Genomic DNA, 13,952 nt, shown 5'->3' with positions numbered 1-13,952 from the left:
CATGGAGCGTCTGCGTTCACTGACCCGTCCGGTCTGGCGAGTGCCGCTGGCTCGCCATGCGATCCTCGCCGTGGTCGCGTTCGTCGTGATCGCGCTGGTCATCGGCAGCTCCAGCCAATACCTGCAGACCCGCTACGCCGAGATGGCCTACTTCGCCATCGCCGCCGGCGGCCTCACCCTGCTCACCGGTCTCTCCGGTCAGCTCTCGCTCGGCCATGGCGCGCTGATGGCGGTGGGCGCCTACACCGCCACCCTCGTGCTCGACCGCACCGGTGGCGAGACCCTGGCAGATGTCTTCCTCGCCCTGCTCACCGCGATCGCCGTCTGCGCCGTCGTCGGGGTCTTGGTCGGTGTGCCGGCGGCGCGGCTGCACGGGCCCTACATCGCCGGCGCGACCCTGACCCTGGCCGTCGCCGTGCCCCGGCTGGCCAACCAGTGGGACTTCCTCGGCGGCGAGCAGGGCCTCCAGGTGCCGGTGCCGCGCGCCGCCGAGCTCCCGGGCTGGATCCAGGACCTGGTCTGGTTCTTCACCGCCGTCGAGATCGACCAGTACTCCTTCCTCGCCTACCTCGGCTGGCTCCTGCTCGCCCTCACCTTCGTCGCGCTCGCCAACCTGAGCCGCTCCCGGGTCGGGCGCCGCTGGCGTGCGGTGCGCGACGACGACGTCTCGGCCGAGCTGGCCGGCATCCACCTCGGCCGCGCCCGCGTGGTCGCCTTCACCGTCAGCGCCATGTGTGCAGGTCTCGCCGGCGGCCTGATGGCCATGAACGTACGCCTCACCGCGCCGGGCGCGTTCACGATCACCCTCTCGCTCACGCTGCTGGCAGCGGTCGTGCTGGGCGGGCTCGGCAGCCTGACCGGAGCGCTCATCGGCGCCGGCGTACTCGCCTTCCTTCCTCACTTCGCCACCGATCTGGGGGAGTCGGCCGGGCTCAGCGCCGCCCGGGCCGCGGAGGTCACGCCGGTGGTCTACGGGCTGGTGCTGATGCTCGTCATCCTTCTCGCCCCGACGGGGATCGTCGGCAGCCTGCGGCCGTGGTGGGCGCGCCTCACCTCGCGATCATCACCTCTCGGGTCAACCAAGGAGAAGACACCATGAGAACAACCGCACGCAGGGCCGCCCAGGTCGTCTGTGTCCTCACCACTGCCTCCCTCCTCGCGGCCTGTGGCGCGGGGAAGGAGCGACCCTCCGAGGGCGGGAGCGCCGTCGGCGTCACCGACACCACCATCAAGGTCGGCGCCCACTTCCCGCTGACCGGGCCGGCCGCGCCCGGCTACTCCGAGATCCCGTCGGGCCATCAGGCCCTCTACGAGTACGTCAACGACCACGGTGGCATCCACGGACGCAAGATCGAGATGGTCGTCAAGGACGACGCCTACAACCCGACGAACACCAGCGCCGTCACCAACGACATGATCCTGCAGGACGAGATCTTCGCGATGGTCGCCGGCCTCGGCACCCCGACCCACCGTGCGGTCGTGCAGCGGCTCAACGACGACGGCATCCCCGACCTGTTCGTCTCCAGCGGCTCGCTGCAGTGGGGCGACGACCCCTCGAGCTCGCCGATGACGTTCGGATGGCAGCCCGACTACGAGATCGAGGGCAAGATCATCGGCCAGTACGTCAAGGAGAACATGCCCGACGCCAAGGTCGGTCTCTTCCTGCAGGACGACGACTTCGGCGAGGACGGCGAGAAGGGCGCGCGGCAGTTCCTCGACGACCAGATCGTCGACGTGCAGAAGTACACCCCGGGTGGGTCGACCGACTTCGCTCCCCAGATGTCGTCGTTCAAGTCCAAGGGCGTCGACATCGTGCTCGGCTTCAACACGCCCTCCTTCACGGCGCTGAGCCAGATCGCCGCGCAGGGTGTCGGGTTCAAGTCGAAGTGGTTCTACTCGAACGTCGGCTCCGACCCGTCGCTCGTCGGCGGGCTGCTGGCCTCGATGACGAAGGGCAAGATCCCGGCAGAGCAGGGCGTGAAGCTGATGGACGGGATGCTGACCACCGAGTATCTCGGCGGCGTCGACGCACCCGACGACGAGTGGGTCAAGCTGTGGCAGAAGGTCTGGGACGAGTATTCGAAGAAGGGCTCCGACAAGCTCACCAACTACCGCATCTACGGGATGTCGCAGGCCTGGACGTTCGTGCAGGCGCTGCAGGCCAACGGCAAGGACCTGACCCGCGAGTCGATCGTCAAGACGATCGAGGAGGAGGGTGCCTCGTTCGAGGGGCCAGGGCTGGCACCGTTCCGCTACTCCGGCGACTCCCACATGGGCATCTCCGGCACCAGCGTCGTCGAGATCAAGAACGGCGCCTCCGAGCCGCTCACGCCGGTGCTCGTCACCGACATCGGCGACGCACCGATCGAGGAGGACGACAGCGCCGCCTCCGACGCACCGCCGTCGTCCGGGCTGCCGGAGTGATCGCTGCGGTGACCACCATGGCGACCACTACTGATCAGTAGGTTGCTGAGCGCTCGCGGACCGGCCTCCGTTACAGTGATGAGCCATCGCAAACGCCACTGGAGGTGGTCGGTCCGTGAACGTGCTCGCACCCGGCAGCGGAGTGGTTGTGACCGGAGCCGCCAGAGGCATCGGGAAGGCGCTGGCCGCTAGGTTCGCCGCGGAAGGGTGCCGCGTCGTCGTGGCCGACATCGACGAGGACGAGCTCTCGAAGGTGGCCCACGAGATCGGTGCCTTCGCGGTCGCGGGTGACGCTGCCTCGGCCCACGGCGCCGCCGCGCTCGTGGAGGCCGCCCGGGAGCACCTGGGCACGATCGACGCCTGGTATGGCAACGCCGGTGTCGACCGTGGCCGCGGCCTCGAGGCCTCCGACCACGCGTGGCTGACCTCCTACGAGGTCAACGTGCTCGCTCACGTACGGGCCGCTCGTCTGCTGCTGCCCGAGTGGATCTCCAGCGGTGCCGGCCGGTTCGTGGTGACCTCCTCGGCCGCCGGCCTGCTGACGATGCTCGGCTCGCCCTCCTACGCGGCCTCCGAGCATGCCGAGATCTCCTTCGCCGAGTGGCTCGCCGCGACCTACCGCCACGAGGGCGTCGTCGCCCAGGCGATCGTGCCGCGCAGCGTGAAGACGCAGATGCTGGAGCGCTCGGCCGGGCTGCCCGGGTTCCTCTCCGCCGACGGTGCCGTGAGCGCCGAGGAGGTCGCCGACGCGGCCTGGGAGGCGGCTCAGACCTCGCAGTTCTGGGTGCTCCTGCAGCCGGATGTGGCCGAGGAGTACGCCGCTCGTGCCGCCGACACCGACGCCTGGCTCGACGATGTGAACCGCACCCGGCAGGAGCTCGACGGGTCCTCGGAGCCGGCCTGAGGGTCTGATCAGGGAGCTGTTGTCGTCGCCTCCGTGCGGCGCGCTGCCGCCGTGAGCGCGAAGAGGATCGGCGGGATCACCAGCTCGAGGACGGTCAGCGGGATCTGGAACCAGTGCGGCCAGCCGTACGCCACCACCGAGACGACGCGGCCGACACCGCCCAGCAGGAACACGGCGGCCGGCCAGTTCACCGCGGTCGCGACGAGATGATGAACATGTGCGTCGGTGCCCTCATGGGAGCCCTCGGCGACCTGGCCGACGTCGCCGCGCCGCCCGCCGACGAGAGCGGAGCCTGAACGGCCTGTGCGGCTGGGTGGTTTCTACTAGTCTCGCCGACGTGGAACCTTTGGTCTCGACCTGGCTCAGTGGCCTCGACGGCATCCCGACGCAGGCACAGAACGTCAACCAGCAGCATTATGCGGCGAGCCTGATGAAGGTGCCGGTGGCGATCGCTGCCTACCGGCTGCGTGATCGCGGTCTGCTCTCGCTCGACGAGCCGACCCCGGTGCACCCCGACTTCGACTCCGCCGTCGAGGGCGAGCGGTTCGAGATGGACCAGGCCGAGGATCAGGACCCGGAGACCTGGGCAGCGGTCGGGTCCTCGCTGCCCCTGGGTGATCTCGTACGCCGCTCCCTGATCGTGTCGGGCAACCTGGCCGCCAACCTGGTGCTCGAGCGGGTCGGGCTCGACCAGGTCGCTGACGTGCTCGAAGAGGCCGAGGTGACACCGATGACGACCGTCTCCCGCGGGATCGAGGACGCGCCGGCGCGCGAGGCCGGCCTGCAGAACCTGGTGACCGCCAACGACATGGGCAAGGTGCTCACCAAGCTCGCCTCCGGCCGGCTCCTCTCGCCCGAGTCGACCGCCGAGCTGACCGGCGCCTTGGTCGACCAGCACTACCGCGACGCGATCCCGCTCGGCGTACCGGAGGATGCGGTGGTCGGCAACAAGACCGGCTGGGTCGACGGGGTGCGCCACGACATGGCGATCATCCACCCGTCCGAGGGCGACCCGCAGGTGATGGTCGTGCTCACCACCGGCCTGGACGACGACGAGTCGGAGTTCCGGATCAGCGAGGTCGCGCGCTACCTGTGGTCGACCCTGTGAGGTCGGCGCCCAAGGGGCCGGAACAGTGACGGTGCCGCTGGTCGCGGCGGTCCGCACCCAGCGGGTGCGCGTGCCGTTGCACACGCCGTTCGTGACGGCCCTGCGCCGCACCGACTTTGCGGAGACGGTGGTGGTCACCGTCGAGGACTCCGAGGGATGCGTCGGCTGGGGCGAGGCCCCGCAGGTCTGGAAGGTCACCGGAGAGTCGCTCGCCGGGGCCGCGGCCGCGTTGGAGGGCCCCATCTCCGACGCGCTGGTCGGCGCGCCGGCCGACCTGTCCTCGACGCGGGTCGTGCAGGGCGCCGTCTTCGGCAACCGCTCGGCGAAGATGGCAGCCGACATCGCCCTCTACGACCTCGTGGCCCGTCGCGCGGGCCTGCCTCTGACCGACTACCTCAGCGGTCTCGTCGGCTCGCGGCCGTCCCTCCAGCCGACCGTGCTCACCGACGTCACCCTCTCGGTCGGCACTCCCGACGAGCTCGCCGAGGCGGCGGCCGCTCGGGCGGCCGACGGGTTCGGCACCCTCAAGGTCAAGGTCGGCACCGACCCCGGCGGTGACGCCGCCAGGGTGCTGGCCGTCCGAGAGGCAGCACCCGGCTGTCGGCTCCGTCTCGATGCCAACACCGGCTGGCGCGCCGACGAGGCGCTCGCGGTGCTCTCGGTGCTGGCCGATGCCGGGGTCGAGCTCGAGTTCGTCGAGCAGCCGGTCGCCCGCCGCGATCTGGAGGCGATGGCCCATGTGCGCCGCAACCAGCCCTACAAGATCCTGGCCGACGAGTCGGTCTTCGACCTCGAGGACCTGGTCGACGTCATCCGCGCCGGCGCAGCCGACGCGGTCAACGTGAAGCTGGCCAAGTGTGGCGGTCTCACCCCCGCGATCGAGCTCCTCGAGATCGCCAAGGGTCACGGCCTCGACCGTCTCGTCGGCTGCATGATGGAGTCCCACCTCGGCATCGGCGCGGCCTCCGCCCTGGTCACCGCCCTCGGCATCCGCGGCGAGCAGGATCTCGATGCCGGCTGGTGGGCGAGGTCGAGCCCGTACGCCGGCGGCATCACCTACGCCGGCCCACGGATCGAGCGCTCGGACGGCCCGGGTCTCGGCATCGAAGGAGTGCTCTGATGACCACCACCGTCCACCGCCCCACCTTCGTGGTGGCCTCGCCGGCCGCCGACGCCGAGCACGAGACCGAGGTCGTGCCCGGCGAGGAGGTCGTCGTGCTCGAGACGCAGGGGGAGTGGGCGCACGTCGTCGTCCCGGCCCATGCCACCGCGAAGGACGAGCGCGGCTACCCGGGCTGGCTGCCGGCCGAAGCCCTCACCGACTCCGTCTCGATGCTGCTGAGCAAGGCGCGCAGCTTCCTGGGCGTCCCCTACGTCTGGGGCGGCACCACCGGGGCCGGCATCGACTGCTCCGGCCTGGTGCTGCGCGCGGCGGAGGCCGTCGGCGTACGTCTCCCGCGTGACGCCCACGACCAGGCAGCTGCGCTCACCGCGATCGACCTCGACGACGTACGCTCCGGGGATCTCTACTTCTTTGCGAAAGCCGCCGGTGGCCGGGTCTTCCACGTCGCGATCGCGACGGCGGCTCCCGCACCCGACGGCTCCCGTCCGATGATCCACGCCGACGGGGAGACGATGGGTGTCATCGAGGAGTCGATGCCCGCCGGCCGCGTCGCCGACCTGATCAGCGCCGCCCGACTGTGACCGCTCGGCCTGCAAGAGTGACCTCTCGGCCTGCGGGAGTGACTTCTCGGCGGTTGGGAACGGGCTCGTCGCGCGCCAGAGGTGACAATTCGGCACGGTGAGTTAACTTCGAACCTATGACTCGCACAGGTGCACTGAGTCCCCAGAGCCGCGACCAGGCGATCAGCACGATGGTCGGCGCGGCCGGGGAGGCCGAGCTCGACGTGCTCGTCGTCGGAGGGGGTGTGACCGGCGCGGGCGTGGCGCTGGACGCCGTCACCAGAGGCCTGAGCACGGGGCTGATCGAGCAGCGCGACCTGGCCTCGGGCACGAGCTCGCGCAGCTCGAAGCTGGTCCACGGCGGTCTGCGCTACCTCGAGATGATGGACTTCGAGCTGGTCCGCGAGGCGCTGCAGGAGCGCGGGCTGCTGCTCAACGTGCTGGCCCCGCACCTGGTGCGACCGGTGCCGTTCCTCTACCCGCTGACCAACCCGGTGTGGGAGCGGTTCTACGTCGGCTCCGGGCTCGCGCTCTACGACACGATGGCCTCCTTCGGGCCGCTGTCGGGCATGGGCAACTCCGGGCTCCCGCGCCACCGCCACCTCACCCGCAAGGGCGTCGCCAGGATCGCCCCCGACTTCCGCACCGACACGATCACCGGCGCGATCAAGTACTACGACGCCCAGGTCGACGACGCCCGCCTGGTGATGACGATCGCCCGCACGGCCGCCTCGCACGGGGCGCAGATCGCGACCCGGGTGCAGGTGACCGGGTTCCTCCGCGAGGGGGAGCGGGTCGTCGGCGTACACGCTCGAGACCTCGAGCACGACCAGGACCTGGTCATCCGCGCGAAGACGGTCGTCAACGCGGCCGGTGTGTGGACCGACGAGATCCAGGACAAGGTCGGCGGCCGCGGCGCCCTGCATGTCAAGGCGTCCAAGGGCATCCACCTCGTCGTGCCGCGCGACCGGATCCGCTCCGAGTCGGGCTTCATCGTGCGCACGGAGAAGTCGGTGCTCTTCGTCATCCCGTGGGGCCGCCACTGGATCATCGGCACCACCGACACCCCGTGGACCTACGATCTGGCCCACCCGGCAGCCACCAAGAACGACATCGAGTACGTCCTCGAGCACGTCAACGCGATCCTGCGTGAGCCGCTCGACCTCGAAGACGTCGAGGGCGTCTACGCCGGTCTGCGCCCGCTGCTGACCGGTGAGTCCGACCAGACCGCTGCGCTGAGCCGCGAGCACACCGTGGTCACCCCGCTGCCGGGTCTGGTGCTGATCGCCGGCGGCAAGCTGACGACCTACCGGGTGATGGCGAAGGATGCCGTCGACGCCGCGGCCCACTCGCTGGGCACGACCACCAACATGACCCTGCGCGAGTCGATCACCGACAAGGTGCGCCTCGTCGGCGCGGAGGGCTTCGAGACCCGCTCCAACCAGCGGGTCCTGCTCGCCCGACGCTCCGGTCTCCACGTGGGCCGCATCGACCACCTCCTCGGCCGTCACGGCGGTCTCATCGACGACGTGCTCGACCTCATCTCGCAGCGCCGTCCGCTCGCGCTGCAGCTCGAGGGCGCCGAGGACTATCTCGCCGCCGAGGTCGTCTACGCCGTCAACAACGAGGGCGCCCGCCACCTCGACGACGTGCTGGAGCGGCGCACCAGGATCGCGATGGAGACCTTCGACCGCGGCGTACGCGCTGCTCCGGGGGTCGCCAAGATCATGGCCGAGGAGCTCGGCTGGGACCAGGAGCGTACGCAGGAGGAGGTCGACCACTACCTGCGCCGCATCGAGGCCGAGCGCCGCTCCCAGCTGCAGGACACCGACGAGGAGGCCGACCGGGTGCGGCTCGAGGTCCAAGACCTCGTCTGACCGCCGGGGCACGCCGGGCCGGTCGACCAGATCAGCCGAATTGCCGTGGCGGAGCAGGGTGCTCACGTAGCACCCTGTCGATATGTTCTTGGTCACAGATCCCCCCGAGCCGCCGGCCACTGACGCGTTCGTGCTCGAGCCGTTGCGGCCCGACCTGATCGACCTGGACACCGAGGCCTATCTGACCAGCCCCGACGTGATCCGCGAGCACAGCTGCGGCAGATGGCCGGTGGTGGGTTTCGGGCGCGAGGACAACCTGCCGCTGGTCATCCGGCACTGGTCCGACCATCAGGCGCGACGTGCGTTCACCTATCTCTTCCTCGACCCGGAGGGCACCTCGTCGCTGGGCTGTCTCTACGTGCAGCCGCTGTTCCCCTACCTGGAGTCGATGGGAGCCGACGCCCAGACGCTGCTGAGGTACGCCGGTGGAGCAACGGCCAGGGTCTCCTACTGGCTCCGCCAGGACAGCGGCCCCGAGCTGGCGGCGTCGGTCGCCGAGCGGGTCGACGAGTGGCTGCGTACGAGCTGGCCGCTCGACTCCTATCTCTATCGGGCCACGCCCGAGGAGGAGTTCACGGTGAGCTCGCTCGACCGGCTGCCGCTGGATCGCGTGGTCATCGACCTTCCTGCCGAGCCCCACAGCTACCTGTGGTGGAGCGCCCAGGTGCGCGGTGGGACCACTCGAATGGTCAGTTAGTGGGACGCGTGTCTGGCTTCGGAGACGCTCGTCACATACCCTCGGTACATGAGCGCATCGAACCCCACCCCTCCCGGCGGCCCGATCGTCGAGGGCCCGCTCGATCCCGAGCACAACGCCTCGGCCTCGCTGGCGCTGGAGCCTGACTACGTCTCCCGCCTGACCGGCCGCATCCTGTCGACCTCGGGAGAGACCCGCGAGGTCACCAGCCCGCTCAACGGCGGCCCGCTGGCGCACATCCCGCAGTCGAGCGACGACGACGTCGCCGAGGCGTTCGCCAAGGCCCGGGTGGCGCAGGAGAAGTGGGCGGCGACCCCCGTCGCCGAGCGCGAGCGCATCCTGCTCGAGCTCCACGACCTGGTGCTCGCCCGGCAGGACGAGATCCTCGACCTGATCGTGCTCGAGTCGGGCAAGGCCCGCAAGCACGCCTTCGACGAGCCGCTCCACATCGCGCTCACCGCTCGCTACTACGGCCGCAGGAGCAGCAAGATCCTCGACTCCGAGCGCAAGCTCGGCGTCATCCCGGTGCTGACCCGCGTCGACCTCAACCACGTGCCGAAGGGCGTCGTCGGCATCATCAGCCCGTGGAACTACCCGTTCACGATGGCGCTGTGCGACGGCCTGGCCGCGATCGCCGCCGGCAACGCGGTGGTCATCAAGCCCGACTCGCAGACGATGCTGAGCGCGCTCCTCGGCGCCGAGCTGCTCGAGGAGGCCGGGCTCCCGGCCGACCTGTGGACGGTCGTGGCCGGCCCGGGCTCGAAGGTCGGCACGAGCATCATCCAGCGTGCCGACTACGTCTGCTTCACCGGCTCGACCAACACCGGCAAGATCGTCGCCAAGCAGGCCGCCGACCGTCTGATCGGCGCCAGCCTCGAGCTCGGTGGGAAGAACCCGATGCTGGTGCTGCGCGACGCCGACATCGAGAAGGCCGCCGAGGGTGCCACCCGTGCCGTCTTCTCCAACGCCGGCCAGCTGTGCGTGAGCGTCGAGCGGCTCTTCGTCGACGACCAGGTCTACGACCGGTTCGTCGAGCGCTTCGTGGCCCGCACCCAGGCGATGACCCTCGGCGCCACCCTCGGGTGGGAGAACGACATGGGCACCCTGATCTCGCAGGCCCAGGTCGACGCCGCCGTCGCCCACGTCGAGGACGCCGTCGCCAAGGGCGCCCGCGTGCTCGCCGGCGGCAAGGCCCGACCCGACCTCGCACCGTTCTTCTTCGAGCCGACCATCCTCGAGGGCGTCACGCCCGAGATGACCTGCTTCGGCAACGAGACCTTCGGCCCGGTCGTCTCGCTCTACCGCTTCCACGGCGAGGAGGAGGCGATCGAGCGCGCCAACGACGGCGAGTACGGCCTCAACGGCTCGATCTACAGCCGCGACACCGCCCGCGCCCGTCGCATCGCCCGCCAGATCAAGTGCGGCACGATCAACATCAACGAGGCGTTCGGTGCCACGTTCGCCAGCATCGACGCCCCGATGGGCGGCATGCGCGAGTCCGGCCAGGGCCGTCGCCAGGGCGCCGAGGGCATCCTGCGCTACACCGAGACCCAGTCGGTCGCCTCCCAGGCGGTCCTCCGCTTCGCGCCCCAGTTCGGGATGAGCGAGCAGACGTACGCCAAGTTCATGACCGCCTCGCTGCGCGTGCTCAAGTCGCTGGGCCGCGCATGAGCACCCCGACGGGCAAGAGCCACTACGACGTCCTCGTCATCGGGTCCGGCTTCGGCGGATCGGTCAGCGCGCTGCGCCTGAGCGAGAAGGGCTACTCGGTAGGAGTGGTCGAGGCCGGGCGTCGGTTCGCCGACGACGAGCTGCCCAACACCTCCTTCGACCTGCGCAAATACCTCTGGGCCCCGGCGATCGGGTGCTACGGCATCCAGCGCATCGACGTGGTCAAGGACTGCGTGATCATGGCCGGTGCAGGAGTCGGCGGCGGCTCGCTGGTCTACGCCAACACGCTCTACGAGCCTCTCGACCCGTTCTACGAGGACCCGTCCTGGAGCCACATCACCGACTGGAAGACCGAGCTCGAGCCCTACTACGAGCAGGCCAAGCGGATGCTCGGAGTCACCCTCTACCCGCACCTGACCCCGGCCGACGACGTCATGCAGAAGGTGGCGGCCGAGGCCGGTCGCGGCGACACGTTCCACAAGGCGCCCGTCGGGGTCTTCTTCGGCGGCCCCGAGCACATGCCCGGGCAGGAGGTGCCCGACCCCTACTTCGGCGGCGCGGGCCCTGACCGGCGTGCCTGCGTCAACTGCGGCGAGTGCATGACCGGCTGCCGCCACAACTCGAAGAACACCCTGGTCAAGAACTACCTCTACCTGGCCGAGCGGCTCGGCGCCGACGTGCACCCGCTGACCACCGTCACGCGGGTCTACCCGGCGAAGACCGGCAAGGGCTACGTCATCGAGACCCGCTCCACGAAGGCACGGCTCGGGATCGGCCGTACGCGCCGGTTCACCGCCGACCAGGTGGTCTTCTCCGCGGCCTCGCTCGGCACCCAGAAGCTGCTCCACAAGCTCAAGCGCACCGGTGACCTTCCGCAGATCTCCTCGCGCCTGGGCGAGCTGACCCGCACCAACTCCGAGTCGATCCTCGGCGCGATCGCCCCCGACCGCTCGATCGACTACTCCGAGGGCGTCGCGATCACCTCGTCGTGGCACCCCGACGAGCACACCCACATCGAGCCGGTCCGCTACGGCCACGGCAGCAACGCGATCGCGGCGATGCAGACGGTGCTCACCGAAGGTGGCCCCCACCGGATCCGCCGGTGGCTCAAGGAGATGTGGCTGCAACGGCGCTCGCTGCGTACGTTCTACGACTTCAAGCACTGGTCGGAGCGCACCGTCATCGCGCTGGTCATGCAGGCGCTGGACAACTCGATCACCACCTACCCGAAGCGCACGCTGCTCGGGTGGCGGATGTCGTCGAAGCAGGGTCACGGCAAGCCCAACCCGACCTGGATCCCCGCCGGTCTGGACGCGGTGCGGAAGATGGCCGGCGTGATGGGTTCGGCCGAGAAGCCGGGCTATGCCGGCGGCACCATCGGCGAGCCGTTCAACAAGCCGATGACGGCCCACTTCATCGGTGGCTGCACGATCGGCGACTCCTCGGCCACCGGCGTGATCGACCCCTACCAGCGGCTCTACGGCTACGAGGGGCTCCACGTCGTCGACGGCTCGGCCATCTCCGCCAACCTCGGGGTGAACCCGTCGCTGACGATCACCGCCCAGGCCGAGCGGGCGATGGCCTTCTGGCCCAACAAGGACCAGGCCGACCCGCGACCGGGGCTGGGTGACGCCTACGCGCGGATCCAGCCCGTCACGCCGGCCTCGCCCGCTGTGCCCGCGAGCGCGCCGGCAGCGCTGCGGCTGCCGATCGTCGACGTTCGCTGACAGGTTGGTTGTCGTGGTGACGATTATTTGAGGAAGTTTCTCTTGGCCCCGTAACCGAGGTTAAGAGGACTCGTTGAGTGATCAGACCCGGGATTGCTCCCTCCCTAATACATGCCGGGTCTTACGTCCGGGCCAGCTTTGTCCCGGGCAATCAGGGCCCGACCACCTCCCTCCCCGGTCGGGCCCTGGTGCATTTCATGGGTGGCCACGCCGACTCGGCGTATCGCCGGGGCTCTCGTTAGGATTCGTGCATGACGCAGGCTCCTGGGGCGGAAGAGCACGATCTGGTTCTCGTGGTGGACTTCGGCGCGCAGTATGCGCAGCTGATCGCCCGCCGGGTGCGTGAGGCTCGGGTCTATTCCGAGATCGTGCCCCACTCGATGCCGGTCGCCGACATGCTCGCCAAGAACCCGAAGGCGATCATCCTCTCCGGCGGCCCCTCGAGCGTCTACGCCGACGGCGCCCCGGCCATCGACAACGGCCTGTTCACCGCGGGCACCCCGGTCTTCGGGATGTGCTACGGGTTCCAGCTGATGGCCCAGGGCCTCGGCGGCACCGTCGACAACAACGGCGCCCGTGAATACGGACGTACGCCGGTGACCGTCGGTGTCTCCGGCACGCTGCTCAAGGACATCCCGCCGGCGCACAACGTGTGGATGTCGCACGGTGACTCGGTCTCCGAGGCGCCCGAGGGCTTCACCGTGCTCGCCAGCACGGCGGGCACGCCGGTGGCGGCCTTCGAGAACGTCGAGACCCAGATGGCCGGCGTGCAGTGGCACCCCGAGGTGCTCCACTCCGAGCACGGCCAGAAGGTGCTCGAGCACTTCCTGTGGGACATCGCCGGCGCGCGACCCACCTGGACGATCGGCAACATCGCCGAGGAGCAGATCGAGCGGGTTCGCGAGCAGATCGGCGACCACCGCGCCATCTGCGCGCTCTCCGGCGGCGTCGACTCCGCGGTCGCGGGCGCGATCGTTGCCCGGGCGATCGGTGACCGGCTGACCTGCGTCTACGTCGACCATGGCCTGATGCGCAAGAACGAGTCGGTCGCGATCGAGAAGGCCTTCCGCGAGTCGACCGGCGCCGAGCTGAAGATCGTCGACGCCGAGAAGGAGTTCCTCGACGCGCTCGCCGGGGTCACCGACCCCGAGGAGAAGCGCAAGATCATCGGGCGCGAGTTCATCCGCTGCTTCGAGCGTGCCGAGGTGGAGATCCTCGGTGACTCCGACGAGAAGGTCGCCTTCCTCGTGCAGGGCACGCTCTACCCCGACGTCGTCGAGTCCGGTGGCGGCTCCGGCACCTCCAACATCAAGTCTCACCACAACGTGGGCGGTCTCCCCGAAGACCTCGAGTTCGACCTGGTCGAGCCGCTGCGCGAGCTGTTCAAGGACGAGGTGCGCGCCGTCGGCTCCCAGCTCGGCCTGCCCGACGAGATCGTCCAGCGCCAGCCGTTCCCCGGCCCCGGCCTGGGTATCCGCATCATCGGCGAGGTCACCAAGGAGCGCCTCGACATCCTGCGCGAGGCCGACGCCATCGCCCGCGAGGAGATGACCCGCGCCGGTCTCGACCGCGACATCTGGCAGATGCCGGTGGTGCTGCTCGCCGACGTCCGATCCGTCGGCGTCCAGGGCGACGGCCGCACCTACGGCCACCCCGTCGTGCTCCGCCCGGTCACCTCCGAGGACGCGATGACCGCCGACTGGGCCCGGCTGCCCTACGAGGTGATGGAGCGCATCTCCACCCGGATCACCAACGAGGTCAGCGAGATCAACCGCGTCACCGTCGACATCACATCCAAGCCTCCGGGCACGATTGAGTGGGAGTGAGCGAGCCGGAATCGCGAAGCGTCGCCTGGGAATGA

General features: G+C 69.7%; 11 protein-coding genes and 1 pseudogene. 11 read left to right on the top strand and 1 reads right to left on the bottom strand.

What is annotated here, in order from left to right:
- Position 1: 1 nt before the first annotated feature.
- The 3 genes from FB381_RS20570 to FB381_RS20560 all read left to right on the top strand — a co-directional run bounded on the left by FB381_RS20570 (position 2) and on the right by FB381_RS20560 (position 3,328).
- Positions 2-1,099 (top strand): branched-chain amino acid ABC transporter permease, encoded by a 1,098-nt coding sequence (locus FB381_RS20570; RefSeq protein ID WP_141782001.1) that lies wholly within the window; start codon positions 2-4, stop codon positions 1,097-1,099.
- Positions 1,096-2,424: an ABC transporter substrate-binding protein gene (locus FB381_RS20565; protein WP_141782000.1), complete on the top strand. Its 1,329-nt coding sequence runs from the start codon at positions 1,096-1,098 to the stop codon at positions 2,422-2,424. Before FB381_RS20570 ends, FB381_RS20565 begins: the two co-directional genes overlap by 4 nt.
- A 115-nt stretch (positions 2,425-2,539) precedes the next feature.
- Positions 2,540-3,328, top strand: a complete 789-nt coding sequence (locus FB381_RS20560) for an SDR family NAD(P)-dependent oxidoreductase (RefSeq protein ID WP_141781999.1) — start codon at positions 2,540-2,542, stop codon at positions 3,326-3,328.
- Between the two features lie 8 nt (positions 3,329-3,336).
- On the opposite strand, the pseudogene FB381_RS20555 reads toward FB381_RS20560, so the two are convergent.
- Positions 3,337-3,522 (bottom strand): annotated as a pseudogene (locus tag FB381_RS20555) (DUF4345 family protein); the annotation flags it as partial.
- Between the two features lie 143 nt (positions 3,523-3,665).
- Here FB381_RS20555 and FB381_RS20550 point away from each other — a divergent pair.
- The 8 genes from FB381_RS20550 (at position 3,666) to guaA (ending at position 13,917) form a co-directional block, all read left to right on the top strand.
- Positions 3,666-4,436, top strand: coding sequence for a serine hydrolase (locus tag FB381_RS20550; protein WP_141781997.1), 771 nt, complete (start codon positions 3,666-3,668; stop codon positions 4,434-4,436).
- 25 nt (positions 4,437-4,461) lie between these two features.
- Entirely contained in the window at positions 4,462-5,556 is a 1,095-nt protein-coding gene (locus FB381_RS20545) for a dipeptide epimerase (protein WP_246088234.1), read from the top strand.
- Positions 5,556-6,140 carry a C40 family peptidase gene (locus FB381_RS20540; RefSeq protein WP_141781996.1) on the top strand — a complete coding sequence of 195 codons (585 nt, stop codon included), beginning with the start codon at positions 5,556-5,558 and terminating at the stop codon, positions 6,138-6,140. Before FB381_RS20545 ends, FB381_RS20540 begins: the two co-directional genes overlap by 1 nt.
- A gap of 116 nt (positions 6,141-6,256) precedes the next feature.
- Positions 6,257-7,996, top strand: coding sequence for a glycerol-3-phosphate dehydrogenase/oxidase (locus FB381_RS20535; protein ID WP_141781995.1), 1,740 nt, complete (start codon positions 6,257-6,259; stop codon positions 7,994-7,996).
- An 82-nt stretch (positions 7,997-8,078) separates the two neighbouring features.
- The gene (locus FB381_RS20530) at positions 8,079-8,693 is read left to right on the top strand and encodes a hypothetical protein (RefSeq protein WP_141781994.1); all 615 of its coding nucleotides are present in this window, start codon (positions 8,079-8,081) and stop codon (positions 8,691-8,693) included.
- 48 nt (positions 8,694-8,741) lie between these two features.
- Entirely contained in the window at positions 8,742-10,364 is a 1,623-nt protein-coding gene (locus FB381_RS20525) for a succinic semialdehyde dehydrogenase (RefSeq protein ID WP_141781993.1), read from the top strand.
- Entirely contained in the window at positions 10,361-12,091 is a 1,731-nt protein-coding gene (locus FB381_RS20520; RefSeq protein ID WP_141781992.1) for a GMC oxidoreductase, read from the top strand. Before FB381_RS20525 ends, FB381_RS20520 begins: the two co-directional genes overlap by 4 nt.
- Positions 12,092-12,342: 251 nt before the next feature.
- On the top strand, positions 12,343-13,917 hold the full coding sequence (guaA, locus tag FB381_RS20515) for a glutamine-hydrolyzing GMP synthase (RefSeq protein ID WP_141781991.1): 1,575 nt from the start codon (positions 12,343-12,345) through the stop codon (positions 13,915-13,917).
- Positions 13,918-13,952: the final 35 nt, after the last annotated feature.

Source organism: Nocardioides albertanoniae, from assembly GCF_006716315.1.
Classification (GTDB): Bacteria; Actinomycetota; Actinomycetes; order Propionibacteriales; family Nocardioidaceae; genus Nocardioides; species Nocardioides albertanoniae.
This window is presented reverse-complemented; position numbering and strand designations above follow the sequence as displayed.